Source organism: Bifidobacterium sp. A11 (assembly GCF_000499185.1).
Taxonomy (GTDB): domain Bacteria; phylum Actinomycetota; class Actinomycetes; order Actinomycetales; family Bifidobacteriaceae; genus Bombiscardovia; species Bombiscardovia mizhiensis.
Window position 1 is genome coordinate 592,385 of sequence record NZ_AWUO01000001.1, and the last position, 21,131, is coordinate 613,515.

Annotated in this window: 18 protein-coding genes; 1 reads left to right on the plus strand and 17 read right to left on the minus strand. The window is 61.1% G+C overall.

The genetic code is table 11. The features are described 5' to 3' along the window. Position 1 precedes the first annotated feature (1 nt). The 7 genes from gatA to rmuC are packed head-to-tail and all read right to left on the minus strand — an operon-like array spanning position 2 to position 6,619. Positions 2 to 1,555, minus strand: a complete 1,554-nt coding sequence (gene gatA / locus P273_RS0102570) for an Asp-tRNA(Asn)/Glu-tRNA(Gln) amidotransferase subunit GatA (RefSeq protein WP_024626927.1) — start codon at positions 1,553 to 1,555, stop codon at positions 2 to 4. A 4-nt stretch (positions 1,556 to 1,559) separates the two neighbouring features. Continuing rightward, positions 1,560 to 1,856 carry an Asp-tRNA(Asn)/Glu-tRNA(Gln) amidotransferase subunit GatC gene (gene gatC / locus P273_RS0102575; protein WP_015022515.1) on the minus strand — a complete coding sequence of 99 codons (297 nt, stop codon included), beginning with the start codon at positions 1,854 to 1,856 and terminating at the stop codon, positions 1,560 to 1,562. Between the two features lie 43 nt (positions 1,857 to 1,899). After that, positions 1,900 to 2,889, minus strand: coding sequence for an ABC transporter permease subunit (locus tag P273_RS0102580; RefSeq protein WP_155804671.1), 990 nt, complete (start codon positions 2,887 to 2,889; stop codon positions 1,900 to 1,902). Continuing rightward, positions 2,886 to 3,833, minus strand: coding sequence for an ATP-binding cassette domain-containing protein (locus tag P273_RS0102585; protein ID WP_024626929.1), 948 nt, complete (start codon positions 3,831 to 3,833; stop codon positions 2,886 to 2,888). Before P273_RS0102585 ends, P273_RS0102580 begins: the two co-directional genes overlap by 4 nt. Continuing rightward, positions 3,830 to 4,555, minus strand: coding sequence for a TrmH family RNA methyltransferase (locus tag P273_RS0102590; RefSeq protein ID WP_024626930.1), 726 nt, complete (start codon positions 4,553 to 4,555; stop codon positions 3,830 to 3,832). Before P273_RS0102590 ends, P273_RS0102585 begins: the two co-directional genes overlap by 4 nt. Further along, a complete protein-coding gene (locus P273_RS09200; protein WP_045924914.1) occupies positions 4,552 to 5,229 on the minus strand; it encodes an orotate phosphoribosyltransferase in 678 nt (225 codons plus the stop codon). The genes P273_RS0102590 and P273_RS09200 overlap by 4 nt, the downstream gene beginning before the upstream one ends. A gap of 37 nt (positions 5,230 to 5,266) precedes the next feature. Then, entirely contained in the window at positions 5,267 to 6,619 is a 1,353-nt protein-coding gene (rmuC, locus tag P273_RS0102600) for a DNA recombination protein RmuC (protein WP_024626932.1), read from the minus strand. Positions 6,620 to 6,794: 175 nt separating this feature from the next. On the opposite strand from rmuC, the gene P273_RS0102605 reads away from it, so the two are divergent. Next, positions 6,795 to 8,858, plus strand: coding sequence for a hypothetical protein (locus P273_RS0102605; RefSeq protein WP_024626933.1), 2,064 nt, complete (start codon positions 6,795 to 6,797; stop codon positions 8,856 to 8,858). A 75-nt stretch (positions 8,859 to 8,933) separates the two neighbouring features. Here the strand turns inward: P273_RS0102605 and clpB are convergent, their stop codons facing one another. From clpB to P273_RS0102655, 10 genes are all read right to left on the minus strand, one after another. Then, entirely contained in the window at positions 8,934 to 11,717 is a 2,784-nt protein-coding gene (gene clpB, locus P273_RS0102610) for an ATP-dependent chaperone ClpB (protein ID WP_024626934.1), read from the minus strand. 161 nt (positions 11,718 to 11,878) lie between these two features. Continuing rightward, entirely contained in the window at positions 11,879 to 12,694 is an 816-nt protein-coding gene (locus tag P273_RS0102615; RefSeq protein ID WP_024626935.1) for a fumarylacetoacetate hydrolase family protein, read from the minus strand. 66 nt (positions 12,695 to 12,760) lie between these two features. Beyond that, positions 12,761 to 13,579 carry a YggS family pyridoxal phosphate-dependent enzyme gene (locus tag P273_RS0102620; protein WP_024626936.1) on the minus strand — a complete coding sequence of 273 codons (819 nt, stop codon included), beginning with the start codon at positions 13,577 to 13,579 and terminating at the stop codon, positions 12,761 to 12,763. Between the two features lie 132 nt (positions 13,580 to 13,711). Beyond that, a complete protein-coding gene (gluQRS, locus tag P273_RS0102625; RefSeq protein ID WP_081709218.1) occupies positions 13,712 to 14,755 on the minus strand; it encodes a tRNA glutamyl-Q(34) synthetase GluQRS in 1,044 nt (347 codons plus the stop codon). A 90-nt stretch (positions 14,756 to 14,845) separates the two neighbouring features. After that, the gene (locus P273_RS0102630) at positions 14,846 to 16,192 is read right to left on the minus strand and encodes an amidohydrolase family protein (protein WP_024626938.1); all 1,347 of its coding nucleotides are present in this window, start codon (positions 16,190 to 16,192) and stop codon (positions 14,846 to 14,848) included. A gap of 223 nt (positions 16,193 to 16,415) precedes the next feature. Beyond that, positions 16,416 to 17,147 carry a GntR family transcriptional regulator gene (locus tag P273_RS0102635; RefSeq protein WP_024626939.1) on the minus strand — a complete coding sequence of 244 codons (732 nt, stop codon included), beginning with the start codon at positions 17,145 to 17,147 and terminating at the stop codon, positions 16,416 to 16,418. Between the two features lie 243 nt (positions 17,148 to 17,390). Further along, positions 17,391 to 18,797 (minus strand): PTS ascorbate transporter subunit IIC, encoded by a 1,407-nt coding sequence (locus tag P273_RS0102640; RefSeq protein ID WP_024626940.1) that lies wholly within the window; start codon positions 18,795 to 18,797, stop codon positions 17,391 to 17,393. Then, positions 18,794 to 19,099 carry a PTS sugar transporter subunit IIB gene (locus P273_RS0102645; RefSeq protein WP_024626941.1) on the minus strand — a complete coding sequence of 102 codons (306 nt, stop codon included), beginning with the start codon at positions 19,097 to 19,099 and terminating at the stop codon, positions 18,794 to 18,796. Before P273_RS0102645 ends, P273_RS0102640 begins: the two co-directional genes overlap by 4 nt. Before the next feature lie 5 nt (positions 19,100 to 19,104). Further along, the gene (locus P273_RS0102650; RefSeq protein WP_051354087.1) at positions 19,105 to 19,569 is read right to left on the minus strand and encodes a PTS sugar transporter subunit IIA; all 465 of its coding nucleotides are present in this window, start codon (positions 19,567 to 19,569) and stop codon (positions 19,105 to 19,107) included. Positions 19,570 to 19,754: 185 nt separating this feature from the next. Further along, on the minus strand, positions 19,755 to 20,489 hold the full coding sequence (locus P273_RS0102655) for an MIP/aquaporin family protein (RefSeq protein ID WP_024626943.1): 735 nt from the start codon (positions 20,487 to 20,489) through the stop codon (positions 19,755 to 19,757). Positions 20,490 to 21,131: the final 642 nt, after the last annotated feature.

Genomic DNA, 21,131 nt, shown 5'->3' on the forward strand with positions numbered 1-21,131 from the left:
CCTACTTGGTCGAATCCTGAGCCAGGCCATCCAGCCAGGGGGTGGACAGCTTCTTGGAGATGGGCCCGCCCCACTGCTCCTCCAGGGCAGCCTCAAGAGCGGCGGCAGGCCGGTACATGACCTCGTCGCGCATCTGGGGGGCGAAGAACTGGAAGCCGACAGGCAGCCCGTCCTCGCTGAGCCCGGCAGGAATCGACATGGCCGGAGTGCCGGCCAGGTTGGCCGGGATGGTGGCCACGTCGTTCAGGTACATGGCCAACGGGTCGTCCATCTTCTCGCCAAAGCGGAAGGCCGTGGTCGGCGACGTGGGCGAGACCAGGACATCGGCCTGCTCGAAGGCCTTCTCAAAGTCGCGGATGACCAGGGTGCGGACCTTCTGGGCCGAGCCGTACCAAGCGTCATAGTAGCCAGCAGACAGGGCGTAGATGCCCAGGATGATCCTGCGCTTGACCTCGTCGCCGAACCCGGCTTCACGGGTGGCAGCCATCATGTTGGCAGCCGTCTGGGGGACGCCCTCGGGGGGCATGACCCGCAAGCCGTAGCGCATGCCGTCGTAACGGGCCAGGTTGGAGGAGACCTCGGAAGGCATAATGATGTAGTAGGCGGCCAGCGCGTAGGGGAAGTGCGGGCAAGAGACCTGGACCACCTCGGCGCCCATGGATTCCAGCAGCGAGACGGCCTCGTTGAAGCGGGCCTCGACGCCGGGCTGATAGCCCTCGCCGCCCAGCTCCTTGACCAGACCCACCTTGAGGCCCTTCAGATCGCGCTTCTGGCCCTGACGAGCAGCCTGTGCCAGAGGGGGAACCGGCTTGGGAATGGAAGTGGAGTCTCGGCGGTCATAGCCGCCGATGACCTCCTGCAGCAGGGCCGCGTCCAGCACGGACCGGGAAACCGGACCGATCTGATCCAGGGAGGAGGCCATGGCGATGGCCCCGAACCTGGAGACGCCGCCATAGGTGGGTTTGACACCCACGGTGCCGGTCAGGGATCCGGGCTGGCGGATGGACCCGCCGGTGTCGGTGCCCAGGGCCAGCGGAGCCTCAAAGGCACCGACAGCCGAGGCCGAGCCGCCGCCTGAACCGCCCGGGACCCGCTCGGTGTCCCAGGGGTTGTGTGTGGTCTTGAAGGCCGAGTGCTCAGTGGAGGAACCCTGGGCGAACTCATCCAGGTTGGTCTTGCCCAGAATGGGCATCCCCGCGGCCTTGAGCTTCTTGATGACGGTGGCATCGTAAGGCGGCACCCACCCCTCAAGGATCCTGGAGGCGGCCGTGGTGGGGATGCCCTCGGTGACGATCATGTCCTTGATGGCAATGGGAACGCCAGCCAGCTCCGGCAACCCCTCGGCGCCTTCACGAGCCAGACGCTGGTCGAAGGCATCGGCCTGCTCCAGGGCCCGATCGGCGCTGACCTGCAGAAATGCATCAATGCTGGGCTCGGCGGCCTCGATCACATCCAGATGAGCCTGGACCAGTTCACGGCTGGAGACCTGCCCAGACCGCAGCTGCGCGGCCATGTCGGAGGCGGATTGCTTGACCAATTCTTCCTGTGCGCTCATCGTCTCACTCCTCACCCAGAATGCGCGGGGCCACAAACATGCCCGACTCGGTGACCGGGGCCCCCGAAAGGGCAGCCTCCTGGGTCAGCGGCTCTTCAGCCTCATCGGGGCGCAGGTAGGCTTCCAGAGGAATGGGATTGGCAGTGGGGGGCACATCATCGCCGGCCACCTCCTGGACCTTGGTGATGGAATCGGCGATCACATTGAGCTCGCCCTTGAGGCGGTCGGCCTCCTGATCGGTCAAGGCGATTCGGGCCAGATCGCCCAAGTGCTTGATCTCTTCACGTGTAAAAGTTGGCATACCACTTATCATATGGGTGCTCTATGACACGCAGAAGACAGGGTCAAACGATGTCTGCGCGCCGGAAGACCAGGGTTCCCAGAGCACGGCACAGGGCTGTCCAGACCGTCAGAATCAGGCCCGCCTGCCACCAGGTCGGCCACCATCCGATGCCTGCTTCTGGCGCCCAGCCCAAACCTGAGAGGAAGGTGCCCAGCAGACTGGCAGGGGTCAGCCTGAAGAGGGTCTGCAGCCAGCCGGCATGAGGGATTAAACCCCTCAGAAGGCACAGAATCAGCGGCAGGACCACAGTCAGCCCCAAGAACAAGCCGATCCCGCCGGCCTTGGATCGACTCAAGGCTCCCAGACCCAGGCCCATCAAGGCAAAGAGGACCAGCATGAGCGGGCCGCCCAGCAGATCAATCAGCGCCAGTCCGGGCTTGCAGGCGGGCAAGGCGCCGGATTTGCCTGGCAGAAGCAGGGTTGCCAGGATCCAGCCAAACAGCAGGCCCACCTGTGCCGCCAGCCAAGTCAGCAATGCCAAGGCAAGACCCTTGGCCAGCAGGACCATGCCTCGACGAGGGTTGGCCGTCAGCGTGCTCTCAATGGTGTCGCCAGAAAACTCTCGCGTAAGGACCAGAACCCCCAGAATGCCCGCCATGATCATGGCCGGAAACAGGCCGGAAGCAACGGCCAGCCAGAAAACGTCACTGGAAGCAGACAAAAGATGGGCTGGGAAGTCATCGATCTGCCGGTCCAAGCCAGCCAGAACCCTGGTCGCACGAGCCATCAGGCCGGTGCTCAACGGCTGCAGCAACGTGATGATCAGCAGCAGAACCCAAGTCGATCGCAGGGAGAACATCTTGCGCAGCTCCCCTCGGACCGCCCCGGAAAGGGTCAACTGACCGGATGGACGACGCGAATCCAGGAAGGGCAGCCCCGAGGTTCGACGCAGCCGAGTGAAGTCGGAACCATGCCGTGGAGTTGCGTAATCAGTTCCTGCGGGTACCTCTCGCCGGCTCCGACGGGCTCGGCGACCATTGTCGGCACTCATGGCCGTGCCTCCGGATCACTCTGCCGCGCATTCTTTCTGCCGTGGATGAAGCCCTTGTAGGCCTGCTCCAGGGAAACCTCCTCCTGCTGAAACTCGTAGAGCACCACACCCTCCTGGGCCAGAATCGAGGCTGTGGAAGCCAGAGGCGCACCCTGGATGCGGAATCGGGCGGCATCCGGAGGACAGTTCTTGTCTGGGGGCAGACGGGTGATGCTGATTCCGGCAGCCGTGGCCAGGGCGGCCTTTAATCGGTCAGGCTGCGGCGTCACCGCATAAATGGAGTCACGGGAGTGCTCGCCGATGAACCGGGCCACGGTCGTTCTCTCTAAGATCCGCCCCTTGGCGATGATGACCAGATCGTCAGCGATTTGAGCCACCTCGTCAATCTTACGGGAGCTTAGGAGGACTGCCTTGCCCTGTGAGGCGAGGCTGCGGCAGATGTCTCTCACCCGGTCGGCTCCCTCCGGATCCAGACCGTCAAGGGGATCATCCAGAACCAGGTTGTGCGGCTCACCCAGCAGGGCAGCGGCCAGGGCCAGCCGCTGACTCATCCCCAGAGAAAGGGATCCCGTCGGCCTGTCGGCGACCGATTGCAGACCGACCATCTCAAGCACCTGGTCCACCCGACGATGATCAATGCCATTGACCGCAGCCAAGGCCAGCAGGTGATCCCTGGCCTTGCAGGCAGAGTGGACCTTGCTTGGATTCAATACCGCCCCCGCCGTCCGCATAGGCGATGAGAGCCGGACGAAAGGAAGGCCATCGAACAGGGCCTTGCCTGCATCAGGGCGAACCAGTCCCAACGCGATGCGCAGAGTGGTCGACTTACCGGCGGCTTTAGGCCCCACAAGCCCAGTCACCCGACCGTCCCTGGCCGTGAAAGAGACACGGTTCAGTGCCTTGTGGGAGCCGTAGCGCTTGGTCAGCGAGTCGACGACGATCATGGCAGAGGCCCCTGGCCTGATTGACCCGCCACCCCGGCATGCTGGCAGATCCATGAGTGCATGGCTACGGCAGCCGCAGCCCCGGCGTTGATGGAGCGCACCGATCCGAACTGGGAGATGTAAACCACATCGTCCGCCAGCTCCAAGGCCTTCTCGGACAGCCCCGGCCCCTCGGCGCCGAACATGAGCAGGCAACGACGAGGAAAGCGGTATGTTTCCATGGGGACGGCCCCGGGGACATTGTCGATGGCGATCATACGGGGCATGGGCTCCCCCTGCCCGGCTGTCTCTTCTCGCAGGGTGGTCGCCATGGTTGCTACGTCGGGGTCGTGGACCACGTGCTGGTAGAGCTCGGTCATCAGCGAGCCCTTGCGGTTCCATTTGTGCGGACCGACTATATGGACGCGGCGGGCGGCGAAGGCATTTGCGGTTCGGACCATGGAGCCGATATTGAAGTCGTGGGTCCAGTTCTCCACAGCTACTTCGAAATCATGACGGCCCCGGCGATCCAAGTCGTCCCGGATGGCCTCTACCTTCCAGTAGCGGTACCGGTCCAGGACATTGCGGCGATCCCCTTGATCCAGCAGTTCACAGTCATAGCGCGGGTCCGTCGGCAGGGGCTGCTCAGGATGCTCTTCCTGCCAGGGGCCGACCCCCACCTGGCGGAAGATCGGCTCATCTGAGGCCATGGCCGCTCGGGTCACTGGATCAGGCTCCCTCATGATCGCTCCGGGGAATCGTCAGCCGCGCCGACGAACTGATCCTCCTGGTAGGCGCAAATGAAAGGCAGCCGTTGCCGGGATCCGTCCACCGGATCGACCACCTGAATGCTGCCATCGGTCCGGCCACCCACCAGAGATGCGATGGCCAATGTCTTTGCACCCTGACGCTGGATGATCCCGCAGTCAAGATTGAGCTCGTTGTTCTTGTCCAGGGTGACCAGGGATGAAGTCTGCACGTAGGATTTCCGGCCCAGCCAGGCATCCAGCAGGATGACCCGCCTGCCCTCGATGGATGGGCCCTTGATGGAGGGGTAGACGAAGTCCATGACGAAAGCGTCCAGATCCTGACCGCGTGAGGCTGCGGCATGGAGCATGGCATCGGCCAGCGGCACGGCAGCGGCAGTCAGGGCTCCGACCGCATCGAAATCATCAACTGAATAGCCCGCATCTTCCAAAGTATCCAAAAGAACATGCCCGGCCAGTTCAGCCCCGCGGTGGTGGAAGGTGACCCCGCTGAGCTCGGTGAAGGGACGCCCGCCGATCTCCTGGGCCAGGAGTTCGCGCAGCTGATCGACCGGCTCAGGCAGGTCCGTTCCAGATTCGCGCCCAATCAGATCCGGCGACCCGGTGGGCCTGAAGGATGAGCCCTCTTGTCTCTTCGTTGCCTCGTTCATGCTTATCACACTAGCGCCGGAGGCCCCTAAGCGGCACTCACTGCCCTTGGTCGGAAAGAACCTCCGGGGCAGTCAGCTCCCTGATGTTGCCCTTGTCCGAATCGATCATGTCGACCGAATCGATGACCTTGGCAGGATCCATCTGCTGCAGCTTGCGGGCAGTGACCAAAACCCGCGACTCCAAGGAGGAGGCGAACTTGTTGTAGGCAGTCACCGTGGCAGTGATGGAGCGCCCCAATTTGTTGGCACGATCGCCCAGAACCACAAAGCGGTCATAGAGCTCGTGGGTGAGCGTGAAGAGGGTGCGGGCATCCTCGGACAGGTTCTGCTGCTGCCAGGCGTAGGCCACCGACTTGAGCACAGCCCAGAGGGTCACCGGCGAGGTCAGGGCCACCTTTTGGGCAAAGGCGTCGTCCATCAGCGTGGGATCCACCTCCAGGGCGGCCTGCAGAAGGGAATCGTTGGGGATGAAGGCCACCACGAAGTCCGGGGCCGTTTCGAAGGCGTTCCAGTACTCCTTGTCAGCCAGGGTCTTGACGTGCTCTCGCAGGGCCCGGGCATGCGCCTTGAGCAGTTCGTCCCGGCGGCGCAGCTCGTCATCCGAAGCGGTGTCGGGGATCTCGCAGGCCCGCTGGTAGTCGGAATAGGGGGCCTTGGCATCAATGGGAATGGTCTTGCCGCCGGGCAGGTGGACCACCATGTCGGGACGCAGAACACGTCCATCCGAGGCGGTGACCACCACCTGGGTGTCAAAGTCCACATGCTCCAAGAGCCCTGCAGACTCGACGATATTCCTGAGTTGAGCCTCGCCCCAAGCGCCGCGCACCTTGTTGTTGCGCAGGGCCGAAGCCAGGGAGCTGGTCTCCTTGTCCAGCCTCCCCTGCTGCTCGCCCAGACTCTTCAGCTGCTGTCCCAGGGAGCCCATCTCCTGCTTGCGACCCTCCTCGATCTGGGCCACCTTGTGCTGGAGGGCGTCCAGGTTCTTCTGCACGGGAGCCAGGGCCGAGAGCACCTTGCTCTGCTCCTCCAGATTCTGAGCCTGCCTGCGGCGTTTCTCCTCCTCCTGCGCCTGGGCACGGCGGCGCTCCTGCTCAATTCTGATCTGCTCGGCCTGCTGGGCCTGGGCCAGCTGGGATTTGACGAAGGAAAGCTCTCGGTTCAGGCCATCCACCTTGGTCCGCGCCTCCACCAACGCCGCCTCGGATCCATGGAGCCGGTCCTGGGCCTGATCCAGCTGCGAGCGCAGCTCATCCACCTGGCTATCAGACCCCATGCCGACGGCCCTGCGGCCCTGGGTGCGACCCAGCGCATACCCGGCCAACCCTCCCAGGATCATACCGATCAGCAGGAACAGCACCACCATGACCACTGATGACGTAGAATCGAACATATGTTCTAGTAAACCCCCAAGGCTGGACCCCAGAGCCCCTCGGCCCGGCAGGCTACCGACGGTAGTTCGAAAATTCGTTTTTTCCGCAAGGAATCGGCCTTGAAACCAGTGCCAGGCCCCGATGACGGGCAGAATAGAGAATATCAAGGGGTTGGAGCAAGACCGAAGGAGATCCGTGGGTATCGATATCTTCCTGGCGATAGCCGATCTGGTCGTGGCCTGTGCGGTCACCTGGCTGATCATCTGGTACTTCCTTATGCCGTCAGCCCATGCCAGTGACCAGGATGCGGGCGCGGGCTCCCCGGCCAACCCTCCCTGGCGCGATCCCGAGGATTGGGGCAGGTGGGGGGCCGATCTGGACTCCCGCGGTCATCGTCTGATCAGGCCGACCATCGTCAGCGCCCTGCTCACCGCGCCCGTCCTGGTTCTGGATCTGTTCGATCGTTTCGGCCCCGATTTGCTACCCTCTTGGCTGACCAGCCCCTGGGTGCAGGCTATTCTGATAACTCCAGTCTTCTTCTACTGCGGCCGTGGAATACTCACGGACGGCTGGAAGGCCATGACCGAGCACCGCTGCAGCCCCGACCTCCTGGCCATGCTGGCCACAAGCCTGGCCTACCTGTATAGCCTGGTCACCTGCCTGGCCGGATCCCAGCTGCCGGAGGGCTCCCGATCCCCCTACTTCGATCTGATCGGCGTGGTCATCACCCTTCTCTTGCTGGCTCGGGTCATCGGCACCAGAATGGAAGCCTCCCTGGTGGCCTCCTTGAACCACCTGACGGAGATACGGCCAGCCTCAGGCCTGGTAGCCGATCCTGAGCATCCGCAATCCGTCCCCGCCCAGATCCTTGCACGTGACCGGATCCGCCCAGGCGATCTGCTCCTGGTACGCACAGGTGAGCGGCCCGCTGCTGACGGAGTTGTGGAATCAGGGTCGGCTCTGGTGGACGACAGCGAGCTGACAGGCGGTGACAGACCCCGGCCATGCGGACCCGGCGACCGGATCCTGGCCTCCAGCAAGATTCTGGAGGGTCGACTGTCCATCCGCGTTGATGCCGTCGGCGACAACACCTACGCAGCCAGGCTCGCAAAGATCATTCCCCAGGCCCTGGTCGAGCGATCCCCCGACATGCGCAGGATGGATCGGATCGTCCACACAGCCATCGCCATGATCATGATCCTGGCTGTCTGGGCCTTCATGCTCTGGCTCATGCTGGGTCCGCAGCCCCACCTGGCCCACGCTGTAGGCAATGCCGTCTGCGTGCTGACCATCGCCTGCCCTGCCGTCGCAGCCATGACCATCCCCATGGCCTTCCGAACCAGCCTGGAGACGGGCCTGGCCCACGGCCTGCTCTTCACCTCGCCACGAGCCATGAACCGTCTGGGCCGGGTGCGGACCCTGATTCTGGACGACTCCTCTCTGCTGGATCCCGATGACTCGGAGGGCCAAGGAGTGCATACGGAATCCCTGACCCGAACCGCCACCCATCTACGCGCCCTGCGGGTAAGCAGCCTGATCCTGGACGGGAGCCGCCAGCCGGACGACAGGATCGAGCGTGCAGCCCGTCAGGCGGGCGTGGATATGTTGATCACCCAGTTGACCCCCGAGCGCAAACGCGAGTGCATGGATAGGCTCAACCACGACCTGACCCGGACCAGCAGGGGGGTTCCGGCGGATCGGACTGGTCAAAACGCCACCTCCACCCGGGAACGGGGCCGAACAAGCCTAGTGGCTTTGGCAGCTGCTACAACCGCTGATCATGAGCTGACAGACAAGGCCCGAGTAAGCATCGCTCTGGGTCCCCAACTTCAAGCAGATGCGGAGGGTACAGACCCGATGCAACCGGATCTCATCCTGCACCAGGACGACCTGGACGGAACCGGCAGGGCCATAGAACTGAGCCGGGCCACGACCCAGGTCATCAGGCAGAACCTGATCTGGTCCACTGTCTATAACATCATCGCCCTGGTCGTTGCCACCGGAATTTGCCAGCCTTTCCTTGGCTGGATGCTCAACCCCATGATCGCGGCAGCAGCAGGGGCCCTGTCCACCATTCTGGCCATGCTCAACATTCGTCGTCTACACCGGCTGCGGCACCTGCGCCGTCGCTGGCTACACCTCGCCCTGATCGACACGGACCAACTTCCGACAGTCGCGGCACGACGCCCCCAGGTTATTGTCGACAGCCAGTGGGAGTCCATGCAAGAGGGCAAGGATCCGGCGGCCGCTCTGCACTGAATCCATAGAGCACAGTCTGTAATACAGAAAGGGTCGGCACCCGGAATTATCCCCGTGTGCCGACCCTAATTGATCTCAGTGAGACTGGGCCTGATCCTGATCGTCGCCACGAGCGGCATGACGGCCACGGCCGCCATCACGTCCGCCATCGCCGGCATCAGCATCGGCATCGCCATCAGCTGTCACATCGTCGACCGTGACCGAGTCATCGACCAGATTCTCGGTGGGCCAGGCAGTCAGCTCCAGGTGGTCGCCACCGGTCTGGTCCACCAGAACCGTGTCGCCGTCGTGGACCTTGCCGGCCAGCAGCATCCTGGCCAGCTGATCGCCAACCTCGGTTTGCACTAGCCTACGCAGGGGACGAGCGCCGAAGGCCGGGTCATAGCCCATGTTGGCCAGCCACTCCCGGGCGGAGTCGGTGACATCCAGGGTGATGCGCCGATCAGTCAGCCGCTGGGCCACCTGCTTGACCTGAATGTCCACGATGGAACCCAGCTCGTCGCGGGTCAGCGGGTGGAAGATGACCAGGTCGTCCAGCCGGTTGATGAACTCGGGCTTGAAGTTGGCGTGTACGGCATCCATGACGGCCTTGCGCTTGCCCTCCTCGTCCAGGTCGTCCCGGACCAGGAACTGCGAGCCCAGGTTTGAGGTCATGATCAGGATGGTGTTCTTGAAGTCCACCGTCCTACCTTGGCCATCGGTCAGCCTGCCGTCGTCCAGAACCTGCAGGAGCAGGTCGAAGACCTCGGGGTTGGCCTTCTCCACCTCGTCGAAGAGGACCACCGAGTAGGGCCGCCTACGCACGGCCTCGGTCAGCTGACCACCCTCCTCGTAGCCTACGTAGCCGGGAGCAGCACCGATCAGACGAGAGACCGAGGCCTTCTCCATGTACTCTGACATGTCGATGCGGACCATGGCCTTCTCGTCGTCGAAGAGGAAGTCGGCCAGAGCCTTGGCCAGCTCCGTCTTGCCCACGCCGGTGGGGCCTAGGAACATGAAGGATCCGGTGGGCCTGTCAGGGTCGGCGATGCCGGCACGCGAGCGCCGGACCGCGTCGGATACCGCATGGATGGCCTCCTGCTGGCCGACCACCCGCTTGCCCAGGTAGTCCTCCATATGCAGGAGTTTCTCGTTCTCGCCCTCCATGAGCCGTCCTACGGGAATCCCAGTCCAGTCAGAGACGATCTCAGCCACGGAATCCGCATCAACGTGGTCGGGAACCATGGGCTCCTGGGCTGGGCCCCCGGCGATGTCAGCTCCGTCGGGACCAGCATCATTGGCGGCGTTCTTGGCCTGCTCGGCCGCGTTCTCCGCCTGGGCCAGCTGCTTGCGAATGCCGGGGATCTCCCCGTAGAGAATGCGGGAGGCCTTCTCCAGGTCGCCCTCACGAGTGGCCTTGTCGGCCTCGACCCGCTTGGCATCCAGCTGAGCACGCAGGTCGCCGACCTTGTTGTGGCCGGCCTTCTCGTTCTCCCAACGGGCCTTGAGGCCGCCCAGCTTCTCACGGGAGTCCGCCAGCTCGGCCTGCAGCTTGCTCAGGCGGTCCTTGGAGGCAGGATCATCGGCCTTCTTCAGCTGCATCTCCTCCATCTCCAGACGGGTGACGCGGCGTTGAAGCTCGTCAATCTCCTCAGGCTGGGAGTCCAGCTCCATCCTCAGGTGGGCAGCGGCCTCGTCAACCAGATCGATGGCCTTATCGGGCAGCTGACGACCAGAGATGTACCGGTTGGACAGCGTAGCTGCCGCAACCAGGGCATCATCCCCGATGGTCACCTTGTGGTGGGCCTCGTAACGCTGCTTGAGGCCACGCAGGATGGCCACGGTGTCCTCCACGGAGGGCTCGCCCACGAAGACCTGCTGGAAGCGGCGCTCCAGAGCCGGGTCCTTCTCGATGTTCTCACGGTACTCGTCCAGGGTGGTGGCGCCGATCAGGCGCAGTTCACCCCTGGCCAGCATGGGCTTGAGCATGTTGCCTGCGTCCATGGATCCTTCAGCCGCACCAGCTCCGACGATGGTGTGGATCTCGTCGATGAAGGTGATGACCTGACCGTTGGCGCTCTTGATCTCATTGAGGACGGCCTTGAGGCGCTCCTCAAATTCGCCGCGGTACTTGCTGCCAGCCACCATGGAGCTCAGATCCAGGGAGATCAGCCTCTTGCCCTGCAGGGTGGTGGGTACGTCGCCGGCCACGATGCGCTCGGCCAGACCCTCGACCACAGCGGTCTTGCCCACACCGGGCTCGCCGATAAGGACCGGGTTGTTCTTGGTCCGCCGGGACAGGATCTGCATGACACGACGAATCTCCTGGTCCCTGCCGATGACCGGGTCCAGCTTGCCCTCCTTGGCCTGGGCAGTCAGATCGGTGGAGTACTTCTCCAGGGCCTTGTAGGTACCCTCGGCATCCGGGCTGGTCACCTTGGCGCCGCCGCGCACCTGGGGCACGGCCTTGCGCAGGGTATCGGCCTGCAGACCATTCCGGTTCAGAATATCGGCGGCCTGCGAGGGACCCTGAGCGATGGCAATGAGCAGGTGCTCGGTGGAGACGTACTCGTCCCCCATGGCCTGCATTTCCTTCTCCGCCTGGGCCAGGGCCATGCTGAGCTGACGGCTGGCATCGGGCTGCGAGGCCGTGGACCCGCTGGCCGACGGCAGAGCCACCAGGGCCTGACGGACCTCTGCTCCGACTCGTTGGCTGTCACCACCAGCGGCCTGGATCAGTCCAGGCACCACTCCGGACTGCTGACGCAGCAGAGAGTCCAACAGATGGAGCACATCCACCTGGGGGTTGCCAGCCGCCGAGGCCGACTGGATAGCATCGCCTATGGCCTGCTGGGCCATGGTGGTGAAGTTTTCGTTCATAGAGCATCCTCCAACATTCTTCGGCGGGGGTTGCCGAAACACTCGACCAGACCCCGTCACGGGTTCATCTGTCTTCTACAACAGCAGAAGGAGGACACCTATTCCCAAACTTGAGCCCATTCGACTCAAGTTTTTGCCTTGCTTGTTTCTCCTCTTTTTCGCTACTCGTCGATGACCACATTGCGCAGGTAACCGATCCCCTCCACCTGGACCGTGGCCTCGTCCCGGTTTTTCAACGAACCTGTGGCGTTAGGGGTACCGGTCATGATGACATCGCCGGGCAGCAGGGTGGCGAAGCTGGAGATGAAGGCGATCTGCTCAGGAATGGAGTGGATCAGGTTGGCGGTGGTGCCGCTGGCCTCGGGCACCTCTTCCCCGTTGAGCTTGAAGGAGATCTTCGCATCCCGATAGTCCAGGTCGGTCTCGATCCAAGGCCCAAGGGGGCAGGCGGTGTCAAAGCCCTTACAACGGGTCCACATGGGGTCGTTCTTCTGCAGATCGCGCAGGGTCACGTCGTTGACGCAGGTATAGCCCAGCACATGGTCCATGGCCTCGTTGACGCTCACCTTCCGGGCCATCCTGCCGATAACGACGGCAACCTCGGGCTCGTAGTTCATGTCCTTACTGTAGGAAGGCTTGACGATGGGATCGTCAGGGCCGATGACCGAGGTGGAAGGCTTCATGAAGAGCATGAGCTTTTCCGGAGGCTCCGGGTTCGAGGACTGACCATGCTCAGCCATGTAGGCGGCATGAGCGCGGTAGTTCTTGGCTGCTCCGTAGATCTTGGAGGGGATCACCGGAGCCAGCAGCCGCACATCCTCGTCATCCAGGGGGTAACGCTTGCCGGTGGGCTCGACCTGCTGGCCGGTCAGAGGGTAGCCGCTCAGCTCGACCAGGTAGTCCTTGCCGTCCTGCTTGTCAGTTTGGACAAAGGCGTATCGTGGGGTGTCCTTATAGGAAAAACGCGCGATTCTCATAGGGCACAGTCTAGCCCCAGGCCGGGCCTCTTGACAGGTTCGGCTTCTGAAACAGAGAGCTGCCGGTCAGATAAAAGCCCGAGGGCCGAAGATGGCTGTGCCTACACGGACCTCGGTCGACCCCTCGGCCACCGCATACTCCATGTCTCCGGTCATGCCCATGGACAGCATGGCGCAGGTGTCCGTGCCCGGCTCCCCCGAATCCCTGATGCGGTCTCGCAGGCCGCGGAGATGGGCGAATCCGCTCCTGATGACGGCCTCATCATCCACATGGGCGCCGACGGTCATCAGACCCTTGAGCCTAATCCCCTCCATACTGGCCAGCTCATAGGCCAGATCCAGGGCCTGGTCGGGAGCGCAGCCCGACTTGGCCTGCTCGCCGGACTCGTTGACCTCTAGGAGGATGCCCACAGTTCTGCCCGACGCCAGTGCCCGCGTGGCCAGTTTTCGAGCCAGCGATGGCCCGTCCACCGACTCGACCGTGTCGACATATGGCAGGATCTTATTGATCTTGTTTGATTGGAGCTGCCCGATCAGATGGAAGCCCACGCTGGGTGAATTGTTATCGTTATCTGCAACCTCGGCGCCAAGGGCCAGTCCTTTGTCCCGACAGAGCTCCAACAATCCCTGGGCCTTGGCGGTGACCTCCTGGGGACGGTTCTCACCGATTCGACGCACCCCGGCATCAATGGCTGCCATGATCTCGCCCACATCGCGGGTCTTGGTGGCCGCCAGCAGTGTCACCGAGCCTTCTTTTCGACCAGCGGAGTCCTCCGCTTTGGCGATCCTGTCAGCCACGCGCTTGACCCCATCCGCGATCTGACCCGCTCGTTCCTGGCTGATCTGCCGATTGCCCAGATCCTTGTGGTCCATATAGGCGACCATGACCCGCTACCTCCTTAAAAATCCGGAAGCCTTGACTGAGGCCATGGTAGCCAGTGGCTCATACCGGCAAGCTCACAAGCCCGGGAGAAAGCTGATGCCAGAAACGAGCAAGGAAATTCAAAATCGAAGAGTTCACAGATCCGGCCTTACGCCAGAAACGTTCAGCTTGCTCAGGTCAAGCCGCCGGTCCTTGCGGTCAGAGGCCAGCGTGTTCCACGTGAAACCATCCAGCAGCTCCCGCGCACTTGCAGGTCTGGGACAGTCCAAGATTCCCAGGAGCCAGCCGCAGATCCCCAGCACCTGCTTGGCCGTCCATCCATCCCTCCTAAGCAACCCCAGGTCCGGCGATCCGAAGCGTTTGGACATTCTCCTGCCGTCCACGCCATCGATCAGCGGCAGATGCGCATACTGAACACGAGGAGCCTGCGGCTGCAGGTGGTACCTGATCCACATCTGAATGGCCGTGGACCTTAGGAGGTCCCGTCCTCGAACGATCTGATTGACGCCCATGGCCAGGTCATCCACCGTCACCGCCAACTGATAGGAAACCAAGCCGTCCGAACGTCTGACGACCACATCGCCGACCTGCCTTGGCAAGTTGAAGGACTGCGGGCCAAAGATCAGATCCCTGAAGCGACAGGCGGCACCTGACTCGTCGGGTTGATCGGGGACTGCGATTCGCAGGCTGTGCCGCTGCCCCCGAGCCAGCCTTTCACTGACTGTCTGATGGGAAAGTCCTCGGCAGGTGCCCGGATAGACGATGAACCCGTCGCCCTCATTCGGCGCCGATGCCGCACGGATGTCGGCACGGGAGCAGAAGCAGGGGTAGACCAGGGGCTGCCCGCCAATTAATTGCTGTGATTCAAGTAATTTCAATGCCTGGCTGTAGGCATCGGCGCGCTGGGACTGGTAGACCACCTCGCCGTCCCAATCCAATCCCAGCCAGGCCAGATCATCCATGATCCAACGATCAGCGTCCTTGACCACCCGCGGCGCATCTATGTCTTCGATGCGAAGCCGCAGAACCCCGCCAGATCCTTGCGACCTGACACCCAGCCAGGCCGCCAGACATGCATAGATATTGCCAAGGTGCATTCGCCCAGTCGGCGAAGGTGCCAACCTTCCTACGACCTTGGCTTGGTCGCCCTGATCCACTCTCGGTTCTCCCTTGTGCATACCGACATGCTTGCATACCATCCGGTCATCGGGAAACCATCAGGCAGCCAAACTACTACTTGCTCCTGAATGGTCGCACAAGGCGAATGCTCAGAAGCTGTCGAGCAGGCGATCGATCTCCTCGAAGTGCTTGACCTCAGGCCGCCAGACTGGCTTGCCGCGCACAATGACCAGCTTGGGATCAGCCAGGGTCCGCACATTCTTGGCAGGGTCCTCGTCAAGGACGATCAGATCCGCATCCTTGCCCGTGTCGACCGAGCCAGTGACATTGTCGAAGCCCAGGTTTCGGGCATTGACCTGGGTGGCAGCGTGGAAGGCCTGCGCCGGGGTGAAATCGGCATACCGTACCAGATAGTCGAGTTCCCGCCAAGTGCCGTACTGGGGCACGAAGGTCATGCCGGTGTCGGTGCCAACGCCGACGGCTATGCCATTCTCGAGAGCCTGCTTGGCGCTCTTGACCATACCGTCGACCACCAGTTCGGAATTGCCTCGAACTATGTCGCTGATCCCCAGCTCCTGCTGGCTGATCTTGACCAGAGGAAGACCGGCGGACAGGGTGGGGTCCAGGGCCGAGAAACCACGAAGCGAGCGCGGATTGTCAAGAAAGAGCCCAATCATCTCGTCATCCAGAGCGCTGCCGTGCTCGATGGTATCCACTCCCGCCTTGAGAGCGGCCTTGACCCCCTCGGGGCTCTGAGCGTGTGCTGCGACGAGCACACCAAACTCATGGGCTTCATCGCAGACGGCGGCCATTTCCTCCTCGGTCATCTGCGGGCTACCGGCCTCGCCAAGCTTGGTGGCATCGGTCACGCCGCCGGTCGCAGCAACCTTGATGGCATTGACCCCATGGTCCAGGTTCTCCCTGGTCCGACGCCTGGCCTCTTCGGGAGAGGAGCAGGACAGAGCGATGAAGGGATCGCCGTGACCTCCAGGGATTGCCAGGAGCGGACCGGCAGCCAGCATGCGCGGGCCGGTCAGCTCGTCGGCATCAATCTTGTCACGCAGACGAACCGCCTCATAGCCCACATCACCCAGGGTACGGATGGTTGTCACTCCAGAATTCAGCAGAGTGGAAACGTTGCCTTTGATCCTGGCATCCATAAGCACTCTGCCGGCGGGGCTGTGCACCACTTTCAAAGCAGCGTCGACCACGCGCGGCGACAGGTCAGTACCTCCGGACAGGGGCTTGCCGTCGGCAAAAAGATGGGTATGGGCATTGATGAGTCCAGGTGCCACAAACTTGCCCGTAGCGTTGATCCGGTGATATCCGGAAGGCACATAGGCCAGCGGGGTCGGGCAGACCTGTTCTATCCGGCCGTCCGCGGACACCAGAACAGACATATCCTTCTGGACCGTGCCTTGTTCATCACCAGTCGCGATACTGGCATGCTCGAGCACAAACGGCTCGCGCTCTTTCCTGCCTTGAAGACGCCCCATGGTCGTACCTGCCTTCCCTTTCCGATGCACTCATTGCGAGGAATCGGGCATATATGGTCAATCATATCCATGGCCGGGTGAACCATTCAAGCGCGACAAGCATGACACACAGACAGGAACCGGACCGAAATTTTCGAGCACCGACATGAAAGGCCATCCAAGGGCCGACAAACATTCATAGTCATTGCCAGATGCCGTTGCCGACCTCCCGAAGCAGACAACATCATCTGGAGTCCGGCACGCCGTTGATGACGAACTCTATTTCGGAATATGCAGGCGGTTGGAGCGCCACACCGAATGCCACCACCGAGCCGAATCCGTCGAAGACGGTGGAGTCCATAGCCAGCACGGGTCGACCCTTGTCCACATGAAAGTACCCGGCGATCCGTGAATCGACATTCTCGATGCGAACTACAACCTCATTCCTGGCGAGTCTGACATCGTATCGACCTTCGATGAAGTCATAGAGGGATCCATCGGAGAAATCATGCTCAAGTATCTCCGGAAACTGGGCATTCGGCAGGTAGGTGCAGACGTATTGCTGCAGGTCTCCATTGACATAGCGCAGTCGCTCCAGCTCGATCAGGTCCGCATCAGCCTCTAGACCCAGCTTTGATGCAATGTCGGCATTCTTGACGATCCTGTCACCCAGTACCCGGGTCTTGACCGTTCTGCCCAGATCATGCTGTTGGCGCCAGAATCCTCTGATGCGACCGTTGATCACCTCACGGGAGGAAGCAGGCGACTTCAGCTTGAAGGTTCCCTTGCCCTGGCTGCGAACGATCAGCCCCTCTCGAATCAGATCTTCTATGGCATGGCGAACCGTGATGCGACTGACCTTGTACCGTGCGCAGAGTTCGGACTCAGTAGGCAGCTGCGCCCCATCCTTCATACGTTTGACGCTTCCGCGCAAATGGTCTCGTACGGACACATACTTGGGAATTCCATCTACCATTGCAAAACCGACCCACCTGATATTTCCTTGCTTTCATGAATCGAAATCCCGCAGCCTGTGCCGATCGAGACTTGCTTCATTCCATGATTGCAGAAGCCCCTCGCCTCTGCTCTGAACAGGGCCCAAGCTGAAATATTCTCCAGCAGTGGACAGGTCATGGAACTGGTATCGAAAAGTCCGCTAGTCCCATGACCCCTCCCATCGTCGCCCCTGTCATCTTCAGATGAGACAGAGGCTTCTTATTCAGGCGACGGCTTCGGCCTTGTCGGACGTATCAGCCGCAGCAGCAATAGCCCTCTTGCGCTTGTTCATGAAGTAGGAAACCACATAGACCAGGATCAGCACAACAATGATCCCCACGATAATCGCAATCTGACCGCCGGCCTTGTTTAGGTAGCCCAGGAAGATGCCGGCCACGCCGAAATCAGCATCCGAGTAAGTAGCGGCGCCTTTGCCCACAGAGCCCAGCACCGGCAGAAGCAAGAGTGGCAGGAAGGTGATGGCCAGGCCGTTGACAAAGGAACCGAGAATGGCTCCACGCCGACCGCCCGCGCCATTACCAATCACGCCTGTAGCACCACCGGTCATGAAGTGGGCCACGACACCGGGAATGATGACGGTGGTGCCGGCCAGGGCCATGATGGCCATGCCGACGATACCACCGACAAAGCTGGAAAGGAACCCAATCAGAACGGCGTTAGGAGCGAAGGTGAAGGTGACAGGAACGTCCAGTGCAGGCTTGGCATTCTTGACCAGGTGCTCGCTGATGCCCTTGAAAGCAGGAACGATCTCGCCCAGAACCACACGAACACCTGCCAGAATGATGTAGACGCCGGCAGAGAAAGTAGCGGCCTGCAAGACCACATAGACGATGAAGTTTTGTCCGTCACTGAGCTTGCTCTCGATATAGCCGGGACCGGCGAAGAGCGCTACGATGACATAGATTACAGCCATAGACAGGGCCACGATGACCGTTGTATCGCGCAGAAAGCCCAGGTTCTTGGGGAAGTTGATATCCTCAGTTGATTTGGATGGATGCTTCTTGCTGCGGGTGAGCATAGCCACCAGACCGCCCAAGGCGATGCCTGAGCCGCCGGTGTGGCCCAAGGCCACATCATCGGTACCAGTGACCTTCTTCATGAAAGGCTGGACGACTGCTGGCGAAAGGGTCACAACCAGGCCCTGAGCAATTGAGCCCCAGAGCAGGGTCTGCCAGGTGGAGAATCCGGCCGCCACGAAGATGACAGTTATCATCGTGGCCATGTAGAAGGCCACGTGTCCTGACAAGTACACATATTTGAAATATGAGGTTGCCGAAAGAAGGACATTGACAATCATTCCAAAGAAGAAGATGAGCGCAGCCACAGATCCGTACTTGACCAGGACCGTGCCGACGATGGCCTCGTTGTTGGGGACGACGCCCTGGACGTGGAAGGCATGCTGGAACATATCCCCAAAGGGAGTCAATGCGTTCGTCACCACGCCTGCACCGGCGGCCAGAACCAGGAAGCCTACGAAGGTCCGTATGGTTCCTTTCATGACGTCCGTAGCAGACTTGCGCTGCAGAGCCAGACCGATCAGGGAGATCAGCGCGACGATGACGGAAGGCTGTCGGAAGATGTCCAAAAGGACTTTTAACGCACCGTTCATGCCGTCTGCCCTCCTTGGGGAACATCCATACCGTGGCGCTTCAGAGCCTCAGCCAGTTTTTCTTTGATCTCATTCATATCGATCAGGCTGTTCAGAACAACCACGTCTCCCAGATCCTTGGCAGCATCAGCGATGTCACGCCCGACAAAAATCACATCGGCATCGCCCTTGTTGACAGAGCCCAAATCGCTATGGTCGGTCTCGACACCGGTCACACCAAGCTCTTTCAAGGCCTTGTCAATGTTGAGCTGGGTGATGAAGCTCGACCCCAGTCCAGTGCTGCAAACCGTCAGAATCTTCATATTGATTACCTTTCTTCCTTGAGGATCGTCCTCAATTCCTCAACGTTCGCGGCCTTGCCCAGCCGTTCCTGATTCTTGCCGTCACTCAGGAAGGTCGCCAGCGATTGCATCAGGCTCAAATGACTGTTCGAGTCCTGCGCGGCCAGGCAGAAGAACGTGCTGATTGGGTGGTCCTGCGAATCGGCCAGCAGAAAGGGCCTGCCAACCTTCAGCACCGACAGGGAGGTGGTCACCACGCCTGCCTCTGGCCTGGCGTGGGCCATGGCGATGCCTTGACCCAGATCAATATAGGTGCCACCTGGTTTGCGTATCGAAGCCTTGATGGCCTCGACATAGGAGGGCTTGATCCTCCCCAACTCAACCAGCGGAGCGGTGACCACATCCACTGCTTCCACCCAATCGGCCACGCCGTCCCTGTACATGACGGTGCCTTCCGGGAAATACTCGTCCAGCAATTTGCCTCCTCGCATACGATGAAGCTCATCCGCTTCGTAGCGAATGTTCGCGGGAGGGTGGATGCCTCCCCACGGAATCTTCAACCTCGAATTCCGCAAACATTATAACAACATGACAATATGATATCTATACTTGCGTGTTCAACTGTCGGATCCCGGGCCTCCGAAAGGAAGCCCGAGACCCTGAAGCTACCTGTTGATCAGGCGGCGAAGAGGACCTTGAACATCACGGCTCCGACAATGGCACCAATGATGGGTGCCACCACTGGAATCCAAGCCTCGCCCCAGCGTGAGTCCCCCTTGTTGGGCACGGGCAGAATCCAATGCAGGAAACGCGGCACCAGGTCGCGCGCAGGGTTCAAACCGGGGCCGGTGGGACCACCCAGAGAGGTGACCAGCCCCCAGACGATCAAGCCGACAACGATGGAGGCGGCAGCCAACCCCTTAGACCCCCATGGACCCTGCAGGCAGCAGAGGGCTCCCAAGACCAGCACCAGCGTGCCAAAGAACTCATTGATGAAGTAGTTGACCAGCGAACCCGAGGCGTCAGTGGTGCAGAAGGTGCCCAAAATCGGCAAAGGGTCTTTGGTCAGGCGGTAGTGCGGGAAGTAGCAGGCATAGACGACCAGCTGACCCAGGGCCGCACCGATCAGCTGCGCCAGGATATAAGGAAGAACCAGGCTCCAGGGGAAGATGCCGATGACGGCCTGTCCCAGAGTCATGGCCGGGTTGATGTGAGCTCCTGACACCCCGCCGAACATGAGCACGGGAAACATGACTCCGAAGCCATATCCCATGGCGATAGTCAGCCAGCCTGAGTGGTGGCCCTTGGTGCTCTCCAAATCCACGTCGGCAACTGCGCCGTTGCCGAAGATCATCAATATGGCGGTGCCGACACATTCTGCGGCCAGCTTGGTCATAAGCGAATATTCCATTCGACCCTTCACCCCTCTCCCGATGCCGCCGTGGCACCCCTTTCCCCAACCGGTCATACAGGGGCCAAGACATAGGCATCATTCAATAAAAACAGGTGATGGCACTAGGCCGAGAAGCGCTCATGATCTCCATTGATTCAGGTGATTCATTGAAATCCGATATAGCGCCAGCCCCAACCGCGTGTCACCATCAACACGACTACACTTCAACCGGCATCCGTATTTTATCCCAACCACTGCAGGTCATGGCGCATTGAAAACCACGCATGGATTCCATGTTTCAGACAGATTTCACACTCTTGGCAGTTTTTGAGGCAGCTACCACCCGCCGGCACATCTGCCTGTTTGATTCGTAAGCACAAGATTCTCATGCTCTTCTACAGGTCAGGAATGACCGACTGCTGTACAGGCTTCCATACCCAAGCAGGCAGGGAATGTCACGCCAGAACTGAGATCGGTGGCCAAGAAAAACAGCGGGCGGGAGATTTGAGAAACGCACTCAATGATTAGCAGACAGATCTTGCACCCTGCCTCGGTGGCACTTTTCTTTGGCTGGGACTTTTGTCACACAAATATCCAACAAATTCGATTCTCGCTTGGATTCACGGGACATGCAAAAGCCCAGCAACCGTTGCGATTGCT